This is a genomic window from Virgibacillus litoralis (genome assembly GCF_017873675.1).
In the GTDB taxonomy this organism is placed as follows: Bacteria; Bacillota; Bacilli; order Bacillales; family Amphibacillaceae; genus Lentibacillus; species Lentibacillus litoralis.
Map to the genome: position 1 here is coordinate 14453 of NZ_JAGGKK010000028.1, position 21783 is coordinate 36235.

Annotated in this window: 19 protein-coding genes; 2 read left to right on the forward strand and 17 right to left on the reverse strand. The window is 38.3% G+C overall.

All coding sequences use genetic code 11. The features are described 5' to 3' along the window. Positions 1-46 precede the first annotated feature (46 nt). The 5 genes from rpoZ to J2Z82_RS17980 all read right to left on the reverse strand — a co-directional run bounded on the left by rpoZ (position 47) and on the right by J2Z82_RS17980 (position 5289). Positions 47-256 carry a DNA-directed RNA polymerase subunit omega gene (gene rpoZ / locus J2Z82_RS17960; RefSeq protein WP_245251790.1) on the reverse strand — a complete coding sequence of 70 codons (210 nt, stop codon included), beginning with the start codon at positions 254-256 and terminating at the stop codon, positions 47-49. Then, entirely contained in the window at positions 253-873 is a 621-nt protein-coding gene (gene gmk, locus J2Z82_RS17965; RefSeq protein WP_209482176.1) for a guanylate kinase, read from the reverse strand. The genes rpoZ and gmk overlap by 4 nt, the downstream gene beginning before the upstream one ends. A 15-nt stretch (positions 874-888) precedes the next feature. After that, on the reverse strand, positions 889-1149 hold the full coding sequence (gene remA / locus J2Z82_RS17970) for an extracellular matrix/biofilm regulator RemA (RefSeq protein ID WP_092493004.1): 261 nt from the start codon (positions 1147-1149) through the stop codon (positions 889-891). 133 nt (positions 1150-1282) lie between these two features. After that, the gene (locus J2Z82_RS17975; RefSeq protein ID WP_245251791.1) at positions 1283-2179 is read right to left on the reverse strand and encodes a YicC/YloC family endoribonuclease; all 897 of its coding nucleotides are present in this window, start codon (positions 2177-2179) and stop codon (positions 1283-1285) included. A 455-nt stretch (positions 2180-2634) separates the two neighbouring features. After that, entirely contained in the window at positions 2635-5289 is a 2655-nt protein-coding gene (locus J2Z82_RS17980) for a calcium-translocating P-type ATPase, SERCA-type (RefSeq protein WP_209482177.1), read from the reverse strand. Positions 5290-5859: 570 nt separating this feature from the next. On the opposite strand from J2Z82_RS17980, the gene J2Z82_RS17985 reads away from it, so the two are divergent. Beyond that, positions 5860-7566 carry an Rqc2 family fibronectin-binding protein gene (locus J2Z82_RS17985; protein WP_209482178.1) on the forward strand — a complete coding sequence of 569 codons (1707 nt, stop codon included), beginning with the start codon at positions 5860-5862 and terminating at the stop codon, positions 7564-7566. Between the two features lie 37 nt (positions 7567-7603). Here J2Z82_RS17985 and J2Z82_RS17990 read toward each other — a convergent pair whose 3' ends face one another. After that, positions 7604-8026 carry an organic hydroperoxide resistance protein gene (locus J2Z82_RS17990; RefSeq protein ID WP_209482179.1) on the reverse strand — a complete coding sequence of 141 codons (423 nt, stop codon included), beginning with the start codon at positions 8024-8026 and terminating at the stop codon, positions 7604-7606. A 961-nt stretch (positions 8027-8987) separates the two neighbouring features. After that, complete coding sequence (locus tag J2Z82_RS17995) at positions 8988-9848, reverse strand: LysR family transcriptional regulator (RefSeq protein WP_209482180.1); 861 nt, start codon at positions 9846-9848, stop codon at positions 8988-8990. A gap of 113 nt (positions 9849-9961) precedes the next feature. On the opposite strand from J2Z82_RS17995, the gene J2Z82_RS18000 reads away from it, so the two are divergent. Beyond that, positions 9962-10732: a class I SAM-dependent methyltransferase gene (locus J2Z82_RS18000; RefSeq protein WP_209482181.1), complete on the forward strand. Its 771-nt coding sequence runs from the start codon at positions 9962-9964 to the stop codon at positions 10730-10732. 54 nt (positions 10733-10786) lie between these two features. Here J2Z82_RS18000 and pyrE read toward each other — a convergent pair whose 3' ends face one another. From pyrE to J2Z82_RS18050, 10 genes are all read right to left on the reverse strand, one after another. Further along, positions 10787-11401 (reverse strand): orotate phosphoribosyltransferase, encoded by a 615-nt coding sequence (pyrE, locus tag J2Z82_RS18005; protein ID WP_209482182.1) that lies wholly within the window; start codon positions 11399-11401, stop codon positions 10787-10789. After that, positions 11388-12098, reverse strand: coding sequence for an orotidine-5'-phosphate decarboxylase (gene pyrF, locus J2Z82_RS18010; protein WP_209482183.1), 711 nt, complete (start codon positions 12096-12098; stop codon positions 11388-11390). The genes pyrE and pyrF overlap by 14 nt, the downstream gene beginning before the upstream one ends. After that, entirely contained in the window at positions 12095-13009 is a 915-nt protein-coding gene (locus J2Z82_RS18015) for a dihydroorotate dehydrogenase (RefSeq protein ID WP_209482184.1), read from the reverse strand. Before J2Z82_RS18015 ends, pyrF begins: the two co-directional genes overlap by 4 nt. Then, the gene (locus J2Z82_RS18020) at positions 13006-13758 is read right to left on the reverse strand and encodes a dihydroorotate dehydrogenase electron transfer subunit (protein WP_209482185.1); all 753 of its coding nucleotides are present in this window, start codon (positions 13756-13758) and stop codon (positions 13006-13008) included. The genes J2Z82_RS18015 and J2Z82_RS18020 overlap by 4 nt, the downstream gene beginning before the upstream one ends. After that, positions 13755-16955, reverse strand: a complete 3201-nt coding sequence (gene carB / locus J2Z82_RS18025) for a carbamoyl-phosphate synthase large subunit (protein WP_209482186.1) — start codon at positions 16953-16955, stop codon at positions 13755-13757. Before carB ends, J2Z82_RS18020 begins: the two co-directional genes overlap by 4 nt. Then, positions 16948-18048: a carbamoyl phosphate synthase small subunit gene (locus J2Z82_RS18030; protein ID WP_209482187.1), complete on the reverse strand. Its 1101-nt coding sequence runs from the start codon at positions 18046-18048 to the stop codon at positions 16948-16950. Before J2Z82_RS18030 ends, carB begins: the two co-directional genes overlap by 8 nt. Continuing rightward, the gene (locus tag J2Z82_RS18035) at positions 18041-19327 is read right to left on the reverse strand and encodes a dihydroorotase (RefSeq protein WP_209482188.1); all 1287 of its coding nucleotides are present in this window, start codon (positions 19325-19327) and stop codon (positions 18041-18043) included. Before J2Z82_RS18035 ends, J2Z82_RS18030 begins: the two co-directional genes overlap by 8 nt. Further along, positions 19287-20210, reverse strand: coding sequence for an aspartate carbamoyltransferase catalytic subunit (locus tag J2Z82_RS18040; protein ID WP_209482189.1), 924 nt, complete (start codon positions 20208-20210; stop codon positions 19287-19289). Before J2Z82_RS18040 ends, J2Z82_RS18035 begins: the two co-directional genes overlap by 41 nt. A 13-nt stretch (positions 20211-20223) precedes the next feature. Continuing rightward, entirely contained in the window at positions 20224-21606 is a 1383-nt protein-coding gene (locus tag J2Z82_RS18045; protein ID WP_209482190.1) for a solute carrier family 23 protein, read from the reverse strand. After that, positions 21575-21783, reverse strand: a 209-nt coding sequence (locus J2Z82_RS18050) for a hypothetical protein (RefSeq protein WP_209482191.1), incomplete at its 5' end; no start/stop codon positions are given. The genes J2Z82_RS18050 and J2Z82_RS18045, both read right to left, overlap by 32 nt.

Genomic DNA, 21783 nt, shown 5'->3' on the forward strand with positions numbered 1-21783 from the left:
CCAAACAAAACCCCCGCAATTGTCTGAATAGCGAGGGTCGTTGTGATTATTTACTATCTTCTTCTTCTTTTACAAATAACTTTTCTGCGAGAATTTCTTCAAGTGCAACCCCAACAAGCTTATGCGATTTTGGGTTTTCGATTAACATATCTTTTGCGTGACGCATTTCTCTTGCCCGTCTTGCAGATAACGTTACAAGGGTATATTTTGATTTAATCTTTTCCTGCAGTTCATCAATTGATGGCTCTAACATCATTTCATTTCATCCTCCAATAACTGTTTATATTGTTTTGCAATTCGATCCCGTTTACAGTGCTCACTTTGAATAATGGATTGTATTTTTGAAACTGCTGAATCGACATGATCATTTACGACAACATAGTTATAAGCATCCATCATTTCAATTTCTTTCCGCGCTTCACGTAATCGCTGCAAAACTAATTCCTTGGACTCTGTTCCACGACTGACAATTCGATTCTTCAATTCTTCCAAACTAGGCGGGAAAAGAAAGATAAATACACCTTCCGGGAAGTTTTCCTTCACCTGCAGAGCCCCCTGAACTTCTATTTCAAGAAAGACGTCATGACCAGCTTCTAGTGTATCTTCAACATATTTTCTTGGAGTCCCATAATAATTATTAACAAATTGAGCATATTCTAACAGCTGTTTTTCTTCTATCAGCGTTTCAAACTCTTCTTTTGACTTATAAAAGTAATCAATGCCTTCAGTTTCGCCAGCTCGTTTCTCCCTTGTTGTCAAGGAAATAGAATATTTTAAGTCATTTGCTTTCGCAAAAAGTTCTCGCCTAACCGTTCCTTTCCCCACACCTGATGGACCGGATAGTATAAACAATATACCCTTTTCATCAATCAAAATAGTTCCTCCTAGTCATTCATCTGAAATTTCTTCATGACTTAAAACACGTTGTCCAACAGTTTCAGGCTGAACAGCAGATAAAACAACATAATCACTATCTGTAATGATTACCGCTCTGGTACGTCGTCCATAAGTCGCATCTACCAGTTTATTATTATCACGTGCCACGGTTATAATTCGCTTTATCGGTGCCGATTCCGGTGATACAATCGAAATTATTCGATTGGCAGAAACGACATTACCAAACCCTATATTAATTAATCGTAAGCTCAAAATTGCTCCCCCTTATGTATACTAGCCTTAGTAGCTTGTTAATTATGAAATTGCTCCTCTTTCTATGATATAGTTCTTTTCTCTCTATATAATACGACTATTATAAGTAAAATGGAATGCAAAATTCAAATGTTTACTCTATATTTTGAATTTGTTCTTTAATTTTCTCTATTTCACTTTTCAATGAAACAATCCATATCCCTATTTTAGCATCTGTGGATTTCGATCCGACAGTATTTGCTTCACGATGCATTTCCTGCATAATAAAATCCAGTTTACGTCCTATCGCATCATTCAGTCCAATTGTATCAAAAAAATGATCAATATGACTCTGAAGACGGGTGATTTCCTCCGTTATGTCACCTTTCTCGGCCAAAAGCGCAATTTCCTGATTTATACGTGTCTGGTCAATTATATCATTTTCACCAACATAATTGTTAATACGAGACTGGATACGGTCACGATACTCCTCAATCACACTTTCACGACGGGTTTGCAGATTAGAAACAATCTCTTGGATAACAAGCATTCTATTATTTACATCCTTAATCAAAAAGGTTCCTTCTTCTTCCCGCATCTGCAGTAATTGTTCACATGCTCGCGTAATACTTGTTGTGATGGAATCTCTCAATTCTTCGGAATAATTCTCAACTTCCTGTACTGAAAGTAAATCAGGAATTTCCGACATGATTGTAACTGGGATATCTCCAGCAAGATTATATCGTGCTTTGGCACTTCTGATTTGGTCTATATACTTGTCCATCAACTCCCAGTCAGTATAAAGTTCTCTTTGGACAAGTCCATCTCCTTGAATATTTATATATACTTCCATTCTACCTCGTTGAAAGTAAGATTGAAGTATTCTTTTAATTTTATCCTCCAAAAACAATAAAGAACGAGGAGTTTTTGCAGTGAATTCCAAAAAGCGGTGATTCACACTCCGTATTTCTACGGTCACAGTCGTATTACCAAGGTGAAATACATCCTGACCATACCCCGTCATACTCATTACCATATTTATCACATCCATTTAATTAGAAACACTTTATTTCATAATTATAACAGTCCTTTACAAAAAAATAAAAAACCTTCTATTAAATTGCTGAATGAAACAGTTTTGAAGTATCAACCAGATGTAATGGAATTGATATTGATGATTATCGTCTTGATGTGACACAGTATTAAAATAATTTATGTGCGATGACATCGCTCCGGATATACACTACGCGTACCTAGGGCGGCTGTTGAGCCCTCACAGGGAGCGATACTCGCGATCGAGACAGACTAAGTACGCCACATACTTTAGCAACGTCTGCACTAGCACGTCCTATGCGTCGGAGGCTCGTGATGAGCCCTTGGTGCGCGAGTATATTCCAATTGCGTGGTTATGTCCCAGCCGCTAAAAAAAGCGATTCAATTAAGGCTACAAATTGAAGTTTTGTACGCCACAACTGAACCACTTTTTTAATTTAAGTGCTCTTACAATTATTTTTTTGTAAATCCAAATAAAACGGTCGGTAGCGAGCTTAAAACAAGAATTAACATCCAGTCCCTAACATTTAGAAATGTCGTATGGAAGATTGGCTGCAACGGCTCCCAATAGATAACAACTAGCAACAATAGAAGTGATGAAAGTACTGCTAAAACCAAATATTTATTTTCAAAAGGATTGCGGGCAAAAACAGAATTTTCACTTCGGCAGTCGAAAACGTGAATTAACTGAGCCATAACCAATGTTGTAAATGCAATAGTTTGTCCATAAATCAAATTATCCGGGTTATCCTGGTACGTCATCATAAACGCAATCAATGTAATAACACCAATTAATATGCCTCTGCTAATTATTTTAAAGCCCAATCCCCTGGCAAATATCCCTTCCCTTGGATTTCTGGGCCCCCTTCGCATCACATCACCTTCTGATTGATCCAGTCCAAGGGCCATCGCGGGAAGCCCATCTGTTACAAGGTTAACCCATAATATTTGTACTGGAACCAATGGTAAAGGGAGTGCTAATAACATAGCAAAGAGCATAACAAGAATTTCACCAACATTTGATGCTAAAAGATAACGAATAAATTTCCGGATATTTTCGTATATATTCCTTCCTTCACTAATTGCTGATTTGATTGTCGCAAAGTTATCATCCATTAGTACTAACGATGAAGCCTCTTTTGTTACATCTGTTCCGCTTCTTCCCATACTAATTCCAATGTCACTTGCTTTTATAGCTGGCGCATCGTTTACACCATCCCCAGTCATTGCGACAATATGACCTTTTTCCTGAAAAGCTTGGACAATCTTTAATTTATGCTCTGGAGTAACACGAGCAAATACGTAAACCTGATCGATGACATCACGAAGTTCTGTGACAGACATTTGGTTTAGTTGGTATCCGTCCAAAACCAATCCATTTTCAGGTAGCAGGTTCAGGTTAACCGCAATTGCACGAGCTGTTTTTTCATGGTCGCCAGTAATCATTACTGTCTTAATGCCAGCATCCCGACATTCCATAATAGCTGTTTTTACTTCTTTTCTTGGCGGATCCATCATTCCGCATAATCCAACAAACGTTAAATCCTTCTCCAATGTTGCTGTATTAAGAGGATCATCTTTTGAAATTGGCTTCATGCCAATCGCTATCGTTCGTAACGCCTTTTGAGCCATGTTGTTAATTTCATCGTCAATTGTTTGCTTGTCTTCAGAACGCAATAACTTGCGACCACTTTCATCTAAAAAGAAAGCAGAACGTGGAAGCAACACGTCAGGCGCACCTTTCGTTATTAGAAACCGCATATGATTTTCATCTTCAATAACCATACTCATTCTTTTACGATCAGAATCAAATGGGATTTCTTTAATAATATGGAAATTGTCATTTACTTGAGGTGATAACCCAAGCTTTCTTGCAGCTACTAACAATGCTCCATCTGTTGGATCTCCGTCAACAATGTATTTTCCTTTTTTAACTTGTAATGACGCATTATTGCATAGCAGCCCATATAAGAGCATTGATTCCAAATTAGGGAAATCACGATCGACTTTTTCTTTGTTTACAAAAAAATCACCCTGTATATTGTAGCCATCACCTGTTACATATAAGTTTTTCCCATTTACATAGACTTCTTTTACCGTCATTTGGTTTTCAGTCATTGTGCCAGTCTTATCAGAACAGATAACAGAAGCGCATCCCAATGTTTCTACTGCAGACAGTTTTCGAACAATCGCTTTTTTCTTAATCATTCGCTGAACACCCAATGATAATGCAACAGTTACAATTGCAGGTAGTCCTTCAGGTATAGCAGCAACCGCTAAAGACACTCCAGCAAGAAACATATTATATAAAGGATGACCTTGGTAAACACCAACAAAGACAACTAATGCAGTTAAAAAAAGGGCAACGACAATCAGGATTTTCCCCAGTTCTGTAAGCTTATGCTCTAATGGAGTGATTGTCTTCTTTGTCTTAACCATTAATGATGCAATTTGACCCATTACTGTATTCATACCGGTTCCAACTACGATACCTAATCCTGATCCTCTTGTAACCAATGTTCCCATAAAACCCATGTTGACCTGGTCCTGAGCATCAAGGTGGTCTTTTCTAATCGCAGTAGCATGTTTCATTACTGGAATTGATTCACCAGTCAGTGCTGATTCTTCTGTTTCCATACTATTTGACCGTGTTATACGTATATCAGCAGGAATTCGATCACCGCTGTTAATACGCAGTACGTCACCCACAACCACATCTTGGGATGGGATTTTTTCCCACTTCCCATCACGGAGAACATTCGCTACAGGAGCAGACATCTCTTTTAATTTAGCAAGTGATTTTTCTGCTTTTTGTTCTTGAAAAAAACCAAGAAAACTATTCACTAAAACGATCACCATAATCGCTATTGCATCAACATATTCACCAAGTAAACCAGCAATTAAGGTTGCAGCAAGAAGAACCAGAACCATGAAATCCTGGAATTGTTTGAAAAAGATCAACCACTTAGATGTGTTTTTTTCAGTTTCTAGTTTATTTGCACCGAATTCTTTTCTGCGTTGTTCCACTTGTTTTTCTGCAAGTCCGCGATTTGTCGTAACATGTAATTTTTGTTCTACATGGTCTACATCTAACTGATACCATTTCACACTGCATTCCTCCAAATTCATCTACATGCACTATAGTTAAACGCAATCTTTATACGATATCTATGCAGACTCGTCCCAAAAAATGCTATAATTGAATCAAAAGTGGAAGTGCCCGTTTAAGAATGTATTTTATTTTGATTCTTTTTTAAATTTTGTTACGCTTGGCTACTGGCAGTTGACTGCGTCGTAATATGAAAGAATGCGTGAGTGCTATGACACCGCTTCGGAAATTACACTTCGCGCACCTTAGGGCAACGCTTCAGCTTTATCGGAAGCAAAAACCGCTTCCTGCGGGATCTTCAGCTGTTGCTATTCTCGCAGGAGTCTCCGTGTATTCCTCCGCTGGGGTTTTGCTCACAAATAAGAAATGCTTTCTTACTGCATAATTGCAAAATCAACAAATCTGTATCGTACGAAAAGCGAGTATATTCCAGCTGTGTATTCATAGAGCTACACTACTAAATAATACAAATCAGTTACCCAACTCTGTTCTGTGCCAGAGTATTTAGACGCCAAAAACAACAATTCTTTAAAAAATAGCCCTACTTTAAGAAAGCAAGAGGTGATTACATGCCATTTGATGGAATCGTTACACGAGCAGTAACGAATGAACTAAATTCAACGATAACCCCAGGAAAAATCACGAAAATTTATCAGCCAACTTCGACAGAGTTAGTTTTCACCATACGAAGTCAAGGCGAAAACCATACATTGCTATTGTCAATACATCCTGTATATGCACGGTTACACTTAACAAAAGATTCCTATAAAAACCCAAAAGAACCTTCGATGTTTTGTATGTTGCTTCGTAAACATTTATCCGGTGCAGTAATTGAATCCATTGATCAATACGGAATGGAGCGTATTGTAACTTTTTCGATTCAAGCACGAAACGAAATTGGCGACATGACGACGAAAAAACTTGTAATCGAGCTAATGGGCAAACATAGTAACGTTATGCTTGTTGATGGTGAAAAGGGACATATCCTTGATAGTTTAAAACATGTATCTATCTCGCAAAACCGCTATCGTACGATACTGCCCGGTCATGATTATAAACTTCCGCCAAGTCAGGATAAGCTGAATTTATTGGAGATTGACAAAGAAACATTTGTTCGAAAACTTGATTTTAACGCTGGAAAAATGGATACTCAAATTGTCCACACGTTAATAGGTGTTTCTCCTTTAATTGGAAAAGAAATCGTCCATCAGGCAAAGCTTGGGTCATCCGAGACCTATAAAACCAGGTTTGAAGCCACGCAGAAACTGATACTGGATAATAGCTATACACCAACTATTTACCGGGACAAAAAAGAAGATTTCCATGTACTCCCAATATCTTTTCTTGACGGTCAAGAAGAAGTGTTTTCAGACACAAACCACATGCTTGATAATTTTTATTCCGGCAAAGCTGAGAGAGATCGTGTGAAGCAGCAGGCAAAAGATCTTTATCAGTTTATAAAAAATGAAAAAGATAAGAATCAACGTAAACTAAAGAAACATGAAAAAACCATTAGGAAAGCTGAAGGTGCTGACCGTTATCAACGGTTGGGTGAACTATTAACAGCGAATATGCATCAAGTAAAACAAGGTGATAAAACAGCTACGGTTATCGATTATTATGATCCAGAACAAAATGAAATGATAATCGAATTAAACCCAAATAAGACACCTAGTGAAAATGCGCAAGGCTTTTTCAAAACATATCAAAAATTAAAAACTTCCATGAAGAAAGTAAAACAGGAAATTAAAAAAGCAAATAACGAAATAGCCTATCTGGAGCAATTGCTTCAGCAAATAGATTCCGCACGTGAGGCTGACATTGAAGAAATCCGAGATGAGCTTCGTGAAGAAGGGTATCTAAAGAGACAAAAACAAGGAAAAAAGAGAAAAAAACAAGTTAAACCTGAACCAGAAAAGTTTATCGCAACTGATGGGACACCAATTCTTGTAGGAAAAAATAATAAACAAAATGAATATGTAACAATGAAGCTTGCACATCGTGATGATATTTGGCTGCATACGAAAGATATACCTGGATCTCATGTCATTATTCGCGACAAGGAGCCTAGTGACGATACATTGCTTGAAGCAGCACTGCTTGCCGCATTCTTCAGTAAATCACAGCAATCATCATCAGTACCTGTTGATTATACGAAAATTCGTCATGTGAAAAAGCCGAATGGTGCTAAACCTGGTTATGTTACCTACGACAACCAGAAAACGTTATTTGTAACACCAGATCAAGCTACCGTAGATAAACTAAAAAACGGATAATCCCGAACTGGATTATCCGTTTACTTTAATTTGAGCTTTAAGAAACTGCTTTAGGATTTAGAGTTACTTCAACATTTCCACGAGTTGCTTTGGAATAAGGACACACTTGATGGGCATCTTCAGCTAATTCCTCTGCCTCTTCAGGGCTAACGCCTTCAATATTAATATTAAGAGTTACCTCAATTTTAAAACCATCATCCTCAGGGTCCTTGCAGAAGCTGACTTCAGCAGTAGTTTCTGAGTCAATTTTCTTTTTTTGCTTGGAGGCAACTAAGTTAAGCGCTCCGTCAAAACATGCTGCGTATGTTGCTGCAAAAAGCTGTTCTGGATTTGATCCTTTTTCACCTTTATTATTTGGCGGATTTACCAAGTTTAAGTCAATTAAACCGTCATCTGATTTTACATGCCCGTCACGTCCATTTTTTGCCGTAGCCTTTGATGTAAATATAACTTCACTCATCTTAGAACACACTCCTTTATTTATATTTAGTATGTTCCTGTTTTTTCTTCTTATTAAACATCTTAATTGTTTATACTTACTTATTAAACTTTCGCAGCTTAAGCTCGTAAACCATGAAGAAATAAGAAAAACTGAAGATACACTTCTTGAGTTTAATTTGGATCAACGGTACGTAATTGGTATATAATGCGACATACTGTGGAAAAAATTTCAGTCCTAGGACACCGCTTCGGAAATACACTTCGCGCACCAAGGGCGGCTGATGAGCCTCCTTGCTCCTACGTCGCTGCGTAGTCTCATCTAGGCCTCAGCTCCCACAGGAGTCTCCGTGTATTTCCTCCGCTGGATTGTGTATTACAATCCTAAAAATAAACAAATGTTGTTGTGATGGGTGAAAAACTTTAAATCATTTAAATTAACAACTCCAAGAAACGCGCAGTTCTTTATAAATCCAACTGCAGGGAAATACTCCCTTTCACCGACCTGGATACCAAGGTGGCATCTGCTCAATCTGACGTTTTAAAGTTTCTTCTTAGTCACGGGCATCCTCGTGACGCCAGGGTCTTCAGGCGCGTACTGTGTTCCCTATGGCTAAGAGGCAATGTCACGTTAAGCATTAATTAATTCACAGGATATAGTGTGAGCAAAACCCAGCTTAGGAAATACATGGAGACTCCTGCGGGAACAGCAACAGCTGAAGATCCCGCAGGAAGCGTTTTTTGCTTCCGAGGAAGCTGAAGCGTTGCCCTAAGGTGCGCGAAATGTATTTCCGAAGCGGTGTCATAGCATTCATCTTATTAAGAATGGGAGGAAATCACGACAAGTTTACGTCGCATTTTATATCTTATGCGTACAAAAACTATTATCAATGTTGTAAAGGTAACAATTAAAAACGTTCTGAGATTATCAAAGTGGCTGTCTGAGCTTATTCTATAGATACGTAAGTTGAGTTGCTTAACGGCTAAAGAAAATTTTTACCCATTAATGCAGAAATAAACTGATCAACCTGTGGTAATTTACGAACACCTTCCTGATAACAAACCCAAGTATCTCTAGTAACTCGTTCACCATTTAATTTCATAGATATATGCGGAAACTCATCCATCATCGAATCAGAAACACTCTTTGGAAGAACGGCCATCCCAAGACCTTGCTTCATAAACTGTTTGCATGTTTCGATTTGATCAACTCGAATCGTTTTCACGGGTTTAATCTCATCCTGATGATGATAAAGCCAATTATCTACTAATTCATGCATGCTGTCATCACTCTTAAACGAAATTAACGGTCTCTCTTTTAACTTATTCTTTGGAAAAGGTTCCGTATCAAAAATATATAACGGATCATCGAAAAGATTCGTACAAACGCTATCTTTTAGCTTTTCACCACGAATAATGCATACATGGTAATTTTTATGACCTCTTTTGATATCTTCACTAATACCAGTCACTAAATCAATAGCAACCTTGGGAAATTCTTTGGTATAATCTGCCAGAATTGATGGTAAAAAACGTTGACTCACAAGTGACGAACAAGCAATAGATAATGTTCCCTGTACTTCTTCGCTTGATTGTGCAAGCGAATTTTTAATTACCTCTTCCTGATCAACCACTTTTCTCGCATGGCTTAATATCATTTCACCGGCCGGAGTCAAAACTAATTTTTTTGGTGTTCGAATAAAAATATTTTCTTCAAAATATTCCTCTATGTACTTAAGTCGCTGGGTAACCGCTGGCTGTGAAATTAATATCGCTTTAGCGGTACCTCGAATTGTACCTACTTCATCTAATTTTAACAGTAATTCATAATCTTCTATTTTCATAATGGCCCCTCATATGATAAGTATTTGTTATTACTTTATATTATAAACTAATATTGTACTTATTGCATAACAAAACATATGATTAAAGTAGAAAATGAAAAGAAGGTGTTTCTATGCGTGAGAAAGATGATGTTAAACGCGTTTTTTCAAAAAATAAAGAAGCCTATGTGACGAGTTCAACACATGCATTTGGTAAAGATTTATCATTAATGATTAACTGGTTGCAGCCTAAATCAACGATGAAGGTTCTTGATATTGCAACTGGTGGAGGACATGTTGCTAAACATCTTGCTAATCATGTTAAACAAGTAGTTGCTACTGACATTACCGAAGATATGCTGGAGAATACAGCTCTATATCTTGAATCTCATAATAATATAAATTATGCTGTAGCTGATGCAGAAGACTTGCCATTTGAAGGCGAAAATTTTGATATTGTTTCATGCAGAATAGCCGCACATCATTTCCCTAATCCAGAAAGGTTTATTGCAGAAGTTAATCGAGTATTAAAGCCTGGAGGACAATTTTTGTTGATAGATAATATTGCGCCGGAAGCTCAAAAATTCGATCAATTCATTAATTCACTAGAAAAAATGCGCGACCACAGTCATGTAAGGTCACGCTCTTTAATAGAGTGGAAAAAACTGTTTGATGATCGAAATTTATCTATAATTAAAGAACAAACTCGTAAGAAAGTGTTACCATACCACGAATGGGTTCAGCGCACATTAGATAATGATGAAATAATTCAACATATAGGTCAATTAATTCTTGAATCTGATAAGGAAACAAAGAGCTATTTCCAGGTAGATAGTGAGGAGGACACCATACATTCCTTCGCCATTGACGAATGGATGGTAATGTGTGCTAAAAGACCAGATTAGTAAAAGGCTGTCAAAAAAGATTTTAACTTTTAGACAGCCTGTCAATAATGGCTTTTAAAGTTCATTTCGCCAATCCCGCAGCTTATCATTCTCATTTTGATCAATAACGCCGTCTGATACAAGTAATTTTAATACTTCATCATAGTTCGTGATCGTCTGAAACGATAATTTAGCTTCTGCAAATTGCTTTTTAGCTTTCGTTAATCCATATGTAAAAATAGCGAGAATACCCAGTACATTAACACCATCTGACTGAAGTGCTTTGGCTGAGTCGATTGATGACCCACCAGTAGAAATCAAGTCTTCAATAACTACTGCCTTTTGACCCTCTTCAACCTTTCCCTCAATCTGGTTTCCTTTGCCATGTCCTTTTGGTTTAGATCGAACATAGATCATGGGCAGATTCAGCTTTTCTGCAATCCATGCTGCATGTGGAATTCCTGCTGTTGCGCATCCTGCAATAACATCCGGTTTTTCATCCAGTTGTTCAATTAATTCAATAAATGCTTCAGCAATTTTTGCGCGAATTTTTGGATAAGACATTGTCAGCCGATTATCACAATAAATGGGTGATTTGATTCCAGATGTCCATGTGAAATAACGATCTGTTCTTATTTGAACAGCTTTTATTTCTAAGAGGTCCCTTGCTATTTCATTATTTAATACCATTTCGCCACTCCTCCTGCACTTTCTCATATGCTGATTTTGGATCCTTGGCATTTGTTACGGTCCGACCAATCACGAGAAAGTCAGCTCCATTTTTTCTGGCAAGTGCCGGCGTTGCAATTCGCTTTTGATCGTTCCCATCAGATCCTTGCAAACGAATTCCGGGTGTAACAGTTAAAAAAGATGAACCACATACTTCTTTAATTTCCTTTGCTTCTTGAACCGAACAAACGACACCATCAGCTCCATTTTTATTTGCTGTATCAGCAAGCCGGACAGCGTTCTCATTGACACTCCCACCAATATTTAACTCTTTATTTAACGAAGTATCATCCATCGATGTAAGAATTGTTACTGCAATTAATTTTGTTTCGTGATTCGAAGTCCCAGAAACTAACCCTTCTTTGGCCCGTTTAATCATTTCACTGCCACCCAACGCATGTACATTAACTATATCAACTCCAAGATTTGCTAGGTTTGTCATCGCCTTCATCACAGTGGTGGGAATATCATGAAGCTTTAAATCAAGAAAGACGTCATGATTATCCTGCTTTAGATTTTCTATTAATCGAGGACCTTCCCGGTAAAATAACTCCATACCAACTTTTACAGGAATTCCTTGAAATTTATGAGTATCAATGAACGTTTTGGCATCTTTCCAGGTGGAAAAATCCAATGCTAAATACATGTTATTCCTCATGCTTCATGCCCCTTTCCAATAGCATCCTTAACCGAATCGAATCCGTATTTTTGTAATACAGCTGGTAATTCATCAATTATTTCCGGACACGCAAAAGGGTTTTGGAAATTTGCTGTTCCCACGGCTACAGCACTTGCTCCAGCAAGCAAGAATTCCAGTACATCTTCAGCTGAAGAAATTCCACCCATGCCGATAATTGGGATATCGACATGCTGCTTCACCTCATAGATCATCCGGATCGCGATTGGTTTGATTGCCTGACCAGATAGGCCACCAGTTTTATTAGCCAATAATGGCTGCTTGTTATCTAGATCGATTTGCATCCCCGTTACCGTGTTAATCATCGATAATCCATCTGCTCCTGCCTTTTCAACCGCCTTTGCCATTGCTTTGATGTCAGACACATTAGGAGAAAGCTTGACATAGACTGGCAGATTGCTAGCTTCTTTAACTTTCTTTGTTACCCCAGCTGCCATGTCTGGATTAGTACCAAACTGAATCCCTCCTTCTTTTACATTAGGACAGGAAATGTTAAGTTCTAATGCGTTAACTGATTCAGCATGATTAAAAGCGGTCGCTACTTTCACATATTCCTCGATGGAACTTCCGGCTACATTCGCAATGATTGGAACAGCATACGTTGCTAAAAAGGGTACCTCGGTTTCAATAATTTTTTCTACTCCAGGATTTTGCAGACCGATTGCGTTCAACATTCCTGATGTTGTTTCTGCAACACGAGGTGTTGTATTTCCATAACGTATTTCACCTGTTGCAGCTTTCATAATAACTGCTCCCAGCGTTTTCAAATCATAAAATTCACTATATTCCCTGCCAAATCCAAAGCATCCGGAAGCAGGCATAACTGGATTTTTTAAATTTAAACCGGGTAAATTTAGGGCAAGGTCTGTCATAATATCACCTCATCCGCTGCAAATACAGGTCCGTCCTTGCAAATTTTTTTATAACCACCATGACTATCTGTGGGAATAACACATGCAAAACACGCTCCAACACCACAGCCCATCCGTTCTTCAAGTGAAATGTAACCACTGTGATTCTGCAATTGCTTTGTTACAGCTTTTAGCATGGGAACGGGACCACAGGAATAATACGTATCAAAATCCTCAATCTCATCCATTACACTCGTTACAAATCCTTGATATCCGTATGTTCCATCATTCGTCACGATATATGTTTTTCCTAGTTCTCTAAAATTCTCTTCATAAAACACATGTTCTTTCGATTGGAATCCAAGAACAGATGTAACGTTGATTCCATTATTACGAAGTGTCTTTCCCAGATTGTATAGTGGCGGAATTCCAATACCCCCGCCAACTAACAATACTGAATTTGATTTACCATCATATGAAAATCCGTTACCGCTTGGTCCTAACGCATCAATCGACATACCAGGTTTATATGCTGCCAATTGTTTGGTTCCATCACCAACTATTTTAAATAGGATCGTAATTTCATTATTTTTGCAGTCTGCATTTGCGATTGAAATTGGCCGACGCAATGTATGGCCGTCAACCAGCAAATGCAAAAACTGTCCTGGGATTGCAGTTTTGGCCACATATTTATTAATAAGTGTCATTTCGATTGTATCTAGCGCAATAACATGTACCGATTTAATATTCAGCTCTACCTTTCGCTTCATGACGAAACTACTTTCTTTCCTGTCATAGGTCTTGCACTAAAGGTAGTTGAATCAATTACATTCAAGATGGCATTTGCCGTATCTAAGTTGGTTAAACAAGCAATACCATGTTCAACTGCTTCCCGTCTAATCATAAAGCCATCAGATCTAGGTTTAATTCCTGAAGTCAATGTATTGATGACAAATTGAACATCACCATTTTCAATGATAGATAACACATTTGGTGTGCTAGAACCTATTTTTGCTACTTCTGTAACTGGAATATCATAACGTTTTATAAAAGAAGCTGTTCCGGATGTTGCATACAATTGAAATCCTAATTGATGAAAGCGATCGGCAATTTCAATTGTTTCTTTCTTATCTTTATCTGCTATGGTTAGCAGCACTGCACCTTCTTGTGGTACAGATAACCCAGCTGCTATCAGTCCTTTATATAATGCTTTTTCAAGCGTTTTATCATGGCCAATTGCCTCACCAGTTGATTTCATTTCAGGACCAAGAATGGTATCAACACTTCGAAGTTTTTCAAAAGAAAACACTGGGACTTTAACGGATACAGCATCTTGCTCTGGCAAAATGCCTGATTCATACCCCATACTCCCTAATGTTTCTCCTAAAATACATCTAGTAGCAATGTTTGCCATAGTTACACCTGTTATCTTACTAAGGAATGGAATCGTTCTGCTTGCACGAGGGTTTACCTCAAGAACGTAAACATCTTCCTCACAAACAATAAACTGGATATTAATTAATCCCTTTACATTTAACGATCGGGCAATTTTAACAGTTGCATCTAGACAATTTTGCTTAACAGCTTCACTAATCCGCTGTGGCGGATAAACTGCTATGGAGTCTCCTGAGTGAACACCAGACCGCTCGATATGCTCCATAACTCCTGGTACAATAACCGTTTCACCATCACTGATTGCATCCACTTCCACTTCAATTCCAGTTATATAGTTATCGATTAATATAGGATGTGCGCTATCAGCCCCATTTGATTTTGCCAAATAGGCATTAAGCTCTTCATCATTGTAAACGATCTCCATCCTGCTTCCACCGATTACATAGGATGGCCTAACTAATACTGGATACCCAATATCTTTTGCTACTTCCACTGCATGATCCAATTTCGTTACTGATCTTCCTTCTGGTCTTTTTATTGAGAGGTCATTTAACAAATGTTCAAATTTATCACGGTCTTCTGCTTTGTCGATTGATTCTAAATCTGTACCTAATATTTTCACCCCGCGACGCTCCAGACCATCAGCTAAGTTAATCGCTGTCTGTCCGCCAAACTGGACAATCACGCCTTCAGGTTGTTCTAAATTTATGACATGAATAACATCTTCAAGTGTTAAAGGTTCAAAATAAAGCTTATCAGAAATACTGAAATCAGTTGAGACTGTTTCAGGATTATTATTCATAATGATAGCTTCATAACCCATCTCTTTAATAGCTAGTACGGAGTGAACCGTAGCATAATCAAACTCTATCCCCTGACCTATTCGAATAGGTCCTGACCCAAGAACTAGTATTTTTTTGCGATCTGATTGAACGGATTCATTTTCATCTTCATAGGTACTATAGAAATATGGTGTTTCAGAATCAAATTCTGCCGCACAGGTGTCCACCATTTTATAAACAGGTTTTATCGCGTTTTCCATGCGAAATTCGTATACATCATCAATTGTTACATTCCACAATCTCGCAATATGCGTGTCAGAGAAACCTTGTGTTTTTGCTTCTAGTAAAATATCCTCTGACAGTTTATTAGCAGTTAATATTGTTTCCCAATCAATTAGCCGCTTAATTTTTATTAGGAAAAATCGGTCAATTTTTGTTAATTGGAATACTTCTTCAACCGTCATCCCTTTCCGAATAACTTCTGCCAAAACGAACAATCTTTCATCATCCGCCTTGTGCAATCTTGATTTTAACTCCTCAACAGTCTTATCTGCTAAATTTGACAGCCATAATTCCTCTGTACCTATATCAAGTGAACGAATTCCTTTTAATAATGATTCTTCAAAATTGCGTCCGATTGACATGATCTCGCCCGTTGCCTTCATCTGGGTACCAAGATAGCGATCCCCTGTTACAAACTTATCAAATGGAAATCTTGGGAGCTTGGTTACAACATAATCCAGTGCCGGCTCAAAACATGCATATGTTGTGCCTGTGATTGGATTAATAATTTCATCTAACGTTAATCCTACTGCAATCTTCGCGGCCATTTTTGCTATCGGATATCCTGTAGCTTTCGATGCCAAAGCAGATGATCTGCTGACACGCGGATTAACTTCAATAATATAGTAATTAAAGCTATTAGGATCAAGTGCTAACTGTACATTGCATCCACCCTCAATCTCCAAAGCACGAATTATTTTTAAAGACGCATTGCGCAACAGCTGATATTCGCGATCACTTAAGGTTTGAGAAGGTGCAACGACGATAGAATCACCTGTATGGATACCAACTGGATCGACATTCTCCATGTTACAGACGACAATAGCCTGATCGTTTTTATCACGCATTACCTCATATTCAATTTCTTTAAATCCTGCAATGTTTTTTTCAATTAAACATTGATTAACCGGTGATAATGATAATCCATTACGGGCAATTTCCTTAAGTTCCCGTTCGTCATAGCACATTCCCCCGCCTGTCCCACCAAGGGTGTAAGCAGGGCGAACAATGACTGGAAAGCCAATTGTATTGGCGAAATCACATGCCTGATCTACAGAATTCACAATCTGGCTATCAGGTACAGGCTCATGAAGCTCATGCATTAAAGAACGGAATTTTTCACGATCTTCTGCTTTTTCGATAGCATCGAGTGAAGTTCCAAGTAATTCAACACCATATTCTCCCAAAATACCCGTATTTTCTAATTCTACTGCCAAGTTCAGACCTGTTTGACCGCCAAGTGTTGGCAATATTGCATCAGGCTGTTCTTTGCGGATAATCTTGATCAAAAATTCAACCGTTAAAGGCTCCATATAAACCTTATCTGCCACTGTATGGTCGGTCATTATTGTTGCTGGATTGGAATTAGCAAGAATTACGGTATATCCTTCTTCCGTTAAAGCCTGACATGCTTGCGTACCTGAATAATCAAATTCAGCTGCCTGACCGATCACAATTGGTCCTGAACCAATGACAAGTATCTTTTTCAGATTCGTATTCTTAGGCATACGATTCCTCCTCACTTTTAGCTTTCGCATTATTAATCAGTTGTAAAAATGCATCAAACAATTGATTTGTATCCTCTGGTCCTGGTGAGCTTTCTGGATGATACTGAACCGAAAACGCCTGAAATACGTTGTGTCTTATTCCTTCAACTGTATTATCATTAAGAGCAATCTGCGTAAGTTCTAAGTCTGTTTGTTTTAGTGATTGGTGTGTAACTGCATAGCTGTGATTCTGTGATGTCATATATGTTTTATTCATTTCCAGATCCTTAACTGGATGATTTGCTCCTCGGTGCCCAAACTTCATTTTCTCCGTGTCCGCACCACATGCTAATGCCAGAAGCTGATGACCTAGACAAATACCGAATAATGGTACCTGTTCCACTACTGTTCTTATCATTTCAATCGATTCAGGAACATCTTTTGGATCACCTGGTCCATTCGTCAGCATTATCCCTTCAGGTTTTAATCGTAAAATATTTTCTGCTCCATAATTATATGGAACAACCGTAATATGGCAATCTCTTTTTGTTAATTCACGTAAAATACCATGCTTCATGCCGAAATCTACTAAAATAATTCGCGTGCCCCGTCCTGGTACTACATAAGGCTTGATGGTAGATGTTTGTTTTACCTGATCCGTCTGATATGGCAGATTCTTTACTTTTGCGACCAGTTCATCAACAGAATCGTCGCTGTCCGTGATGATTGCTTTCATTGTTCCATGTTTGCGAATAATTTTCGTTAATTTCCTTGTATCAATACCGGAGATACCAGGGATATTGTTCGCTTTCAAATAATCATGTAATGTTTCGTCGCTGCGAAAATTTGATGGATATTCACATAATTCCTTAACAATAAATCCATGAATAAAGGGTGTAACAGTTTCAAAATCATCCCGATTTATACCATAATTGCCAACTAAAGGATATGTCATTGTAACAATTTGGCCACAGTATGATGGATCAGAAATGACTTCCTGATAACCAGTCATACCTGTATTAAATACAACTTCTCCTGTTGTGCTAGCATCACTGCCAAATCCTTCACCGTTAAATACAGTTCCATCTTCCAGAATAAGCCGACGATTAGTCATGTGAATCCTCCTTGTATACGATTTTTCCTGAAGCTATTGTTGCAAATGGAATTCCTTGTATCTTCCAATTATGAAATGGTGTGTTTTTTCCTTTTGAAAAAAAAGCGTATTTGTCTATGTTAGCTTCTTTCGTTAAGTCGAAGATGGCAAGGTCCGCTGTAGTATTCTCTTTTAATTCCCCAAATGGTAAATTAAAAACTTCAGCAGGCTTTATGGTTAACCAATCTACTAATTGTTTTAAGGTGATTTTATCCGATAAAACTAGATTCGTATATAAAAGTGAAAATGCAGTCTCCAGACCAACAATCCCAAAAGGAGCCTTACGAAATCCTTGTTCCTTTTCTTCATCTGCATGTGGTGCGTGGTCTGTTGCAATAAAATCGATTGTCCCATCCAACAGCCCGTCCAATAAAGCTCTCTGATCTTCTTTACTCCGTAGTGGAGGATTCATTTTATAATTAGCATCGTCTGTTTTAACTGCTTGTTCATTTAATAATAAATGATGTGGGGTTACTTCGGCAGTGACATGGATGCCTGCCTTCTTTGCATCGCGTATTACTCGTACTGATTCTTTTGTACTAACGTGGCAAACATGATAATGACATCCGGCCACTTCTGCTAAAAGAACATCACGGGCGATTTGAACTGATTCGCTTATCGAGGGAATTCCTGGGAGATTCAACCGTTTACTTACACTACCTTGATGTACTACACCACCATATAAGATTGAATTATCTTCACAATGAGCAACTATTGGCATCCCGGAGGCGGCTGCTTCTGTCATTGCCTGAAGCATAAAATCAGCGGTTTGAACACCTACCCCATCATCGGTGAAAGCAAATACACCTGATTTGGAGAGTTCAGTAATATCCGTTAACTCCTCACCTTTTAAATTACGTGTAATTGCACCATATGGAAGTACACGAACATGGGCGTCTGTTTTAATTTTTTCCAATAACTCTTTCACTGTTTCGACGTCATCAGGAACAGGCGATGTATTCGGCATCGCGCATACCGTTGTAAAACCGCCACGTGCAGCTGCTTTTGTACCTGTTTCAATCGTTTCCTTATGTTCCCCACCTGGCTCACGAAGATGGATATGTACATCGATGAAACCCGGGAAAACAAAATTATTCTCACAATCTATGGTTTCATCCGCCTCTTGCAATATTTTGGGTGCTATTTGCTTGATTTTTCCTTCTTCGATAAAAATTTCACATTTCTCTACTACTTCATTTTCACCAAGTAATCTTTTGGCATTTGTTAGTTTTAGCTTCATTATAATAGCCCCATTCCTTTAATAAGATGATCATTATAGCCATTCGTGTATAAACACCATTTTCCATTTGTTTAAATATACGTGACCGCTGACATTCTACTAGTTCAGTGTCAATCTCAACCCCGCGATTTACAGGGGCAGGATGAAGAATGATGGCATGATCCTTCATTCTGCTTTCCCGTTCCTTGGTGAGGCCAAATTGCACTAAATAAGAAGTGGAATCATATTGCTGTACTGTATGCCGTTCATGTTGTATTCGGAGTAACATCATGATATCACACATTTCAACAGCTTCATCAATAGATATATACGGAAAGTCCAAGGTGTCATCTTCAAATCCAGGAGCAGCAGCAAAATACACATTCGCTCCAAGTGTTGTTAAGGCATATGCATTAGACCTTGCAACCCTGCTGTGTTTAATGTCACCGACTATTACTACGTTTAAATTAGTAAACGTTCCAAACTCCTGGTGGATTGTCAACAGATCTAGCATACATTGTGTTGGATGCTCACCTTTACCAGATCCAGCATTTATCACCGGAAGGGATAGATTTGGAATAAGTCCATCAACCCAATTATCCATCTGATGACGGATAACCAATAGCTTTGCTCCAATTGCCTCATAGGTCTTTGCTGTATCGTACAACGATTCTCCTTTTGTAACACTCGAAGTTTCCATATGAAAGTCCAGCGTTTCTATACCTAACTTTTTCTGAGCAACATGAAAACACATTTTCGTTCTGGTACTTGGTTCAAAAAATAGATTAGCCGCGAAAACCTGTTCAGGTATCTCCATCTGTTGCAGTCGCAATTCTTCAGCCTTATTCAAAATATGAAAAATACTAGTACTAGACAAATTTCTAGTCGATAAAAAGTGTCTCATAGTTCCTCCTATTCTAAGCCACATGTTCTTTATTTTCGGATACATCAGTATCTTCAAACATGGCCCCATTACCATAGCCACTTTCTTTTCCAGGTAACAAAAGGTTTAACGTAACACCAATTAGAGCTGATAATGCCATACCTGCAATCTGCAGATTTTCTGTTACCTGTATAAAAGCACCGCCAATTCCAATCACGAGAATCACTGATGAGATAATCAGGTTACGCTTATCACTTAAATCAATTTGGTTGTCAATAAGCATACGCAATCCATTTGATGCAATAATTCCAAACAAGAGAATTGATACGCCACCCATTACAGCTGAAGGGATAGAACTTATTGTTGCTGTTATAATGCCAGTAAATCCAAAGAATAGTGCAAGGACTGCCGCCCCACCTATGACAAAAACACTGAATACACGAGTAATTGACAAGACCCCAATATTTTCACCGTATGTTGTATTCGGAGGGCCACCAAGAAATGAAGCAATTATCGTTGCCACACCATCACCAAGAATGGAACGGTGAAGACCTGGCTTTTTGATAAAATTATTGCCGACAACTTTCGATAACACCATCTGATCGCCAATATGCTCTGCAATTGTTACTAGTGCAACAGGAACCATTATAAGAATAATCTCGCCACTTAGTATTTCAAAAGGTGAATAGTTAACAAACGGAATAATAAAATCCGGTTTTTGAAAGATTGCTGTAAAAAATTCTCCAATTGAACCAGCAGAAGTAATTTCTGCCCATTCAGCCTTGATTTCTGAAGTATCAACAATTCCTTGTAAGATAGAGAAAATATATCCAAATACAATGCCAATTAGAATTGGAATAAGTCCAAAAAATCCTCTAAGAAAAATGGAAGCAATAATTGTTACAGTAAGTGTTACTAGTGCTACCAGAAAGTGTGTACTGCTATATACCTGCTCATCTATTCCTGGAACATACATCGCCATATCAATGGCAGTTGAAGCAAGTCCTAGCCCAATCACAATGATGACTGGTCCAACTACAATTGGTGGTAAAATCCGCATCAGCCAGTTCAGTCCCAGCAACCGGATGAATAACGCAACCAAACCGTATACAATTCCGGCAAGAAAGCTACCAACCATTGCACCTTCGACTCCACCTGAAGCAGTAGCTCCAATAATGGGTGCGATAAATGCAAAGCTTGACCCAAGATATGCTGGAATTTTCCCTTTTGTAATAAGCAAGTATGCCAGCGTTCCCAGACCACTTGATACTAATGCTACTGCCGGAGATAACCCTGTAAGAAATGGAACGAGTATAGTTGCTCCGAACATTGCAAATAAATGCTGCAGACTTAAAATAAGCCATTTTTGTGGTTTAGGTACTTCATTAACATTCAAAGCTACTTTTTCTTGTTTCAATTTCCATTCCTCCATTTGTTGTTTTTTGGTTGAATACTGTCAGAACAAAAGCGCAGCGCCTGTTCAGGGCCGTATGGACTGTGCTCAGCGCTGCGGGTAGGTCGACGTTGCCGCGCAAAGCGGCGGTCTTAGTCGATCTTCCTTTTCCCTGAGATAAAGGATACACGAAGAGCGTAA

Coding starts and splice junctions, on each gene's coding strand:
- rpoZ (WP_245251790.1), bottom strand. CDS start 256: ATGATGTTAGAGCCATCAATTGATGAACTGCAGGAAAAGATTAAATCA.
- J2Z82_RS17975 (WP_245251791.1), bottom strand. CDS start 2,179: ATGGATGTGATAAATATGGTAATGAGTATGACGGGGTATGGTCAGGAT.
- J2Z82_RS17985 (WP_209482178.1), top strand. CDS start 5,860: ATGCCATTTGATGGAATCGTTACACGAGCAGTAACGAATGAACTAAAT.
- J2Z82_RS17990 (WP_209482179.1), bottom strand. CDS start 8,026: ATGAGTGAAGTTATATTTACATCAAAGGCTACGGCAAAAAATGGACGT.
- J2Z82_RS17995 (WP_209482180.1), bottom strand. CDS start 9,848: ATGAAAATAGAAGATTATGAATTACTGTTAAAATTAGATGAAGTAGGT.
- J2Z82_RS18000 (WP_209482181.1), top strand. CDS start 9,962: ATGCGTGAGAAAGATGATGTTAAACGCGTTTTTTCAAAAAATAAAGAA.
- pyrE (WP_209482182.1), bottom strand. CDS start 11,401: ATGGTATTAAATAATGAAATAGCAAGGGACCTCTTAGAAATAAAAGCT.
- pyrF (WP_209482183.1), bottom strand. CDS start 12,098: ATGAGGAATAACATGTATTTAGCATTGGATTTTTCCACCTGGAAAGAT.
- J2Z82_RS18015 (WP_209482184.1), bottom strand. CDS start 13,009: ATGACAGACCTTGCCCTAAATTTACCCGGTTTAAATTTAAAAAATCCA.
- J2Z82_RS18020 (WP_209482185.1), bottom strand. CDS start 13,758: ATGAAGCGAAAGGTAGAGCTGAATATTAAATCGGTACATGTTATTGCG.
- carB (WP_209482186.1), bottom strand. CDS start 16,955: ATGCCTAAGAATACGAATCTGAAAAAGATACTTGTCATTGGTTCAGGA.
- J2Z82_RS18030 (WP_209482187.1), bottom strand. CDS start 18,048: ATGACTAATCGTCGGCTTATTCTGGAAGATGGAACTGTATTTAACGGT.
- J2Z82_RS18035 (WP_209482188.1), bottom strand. CDS start 19,327: ATGAAGCTAAAACTAACAAATGCCAAAAGATTACTTGGTGAAAATGAA.
- J2Z82_RS18040 (WP_209482189.1), bottom strand. CDS start 20,210: ATGAGACACTTTTTATCGACTAGAAATTTGTCTAGTACTAGTATTTTT.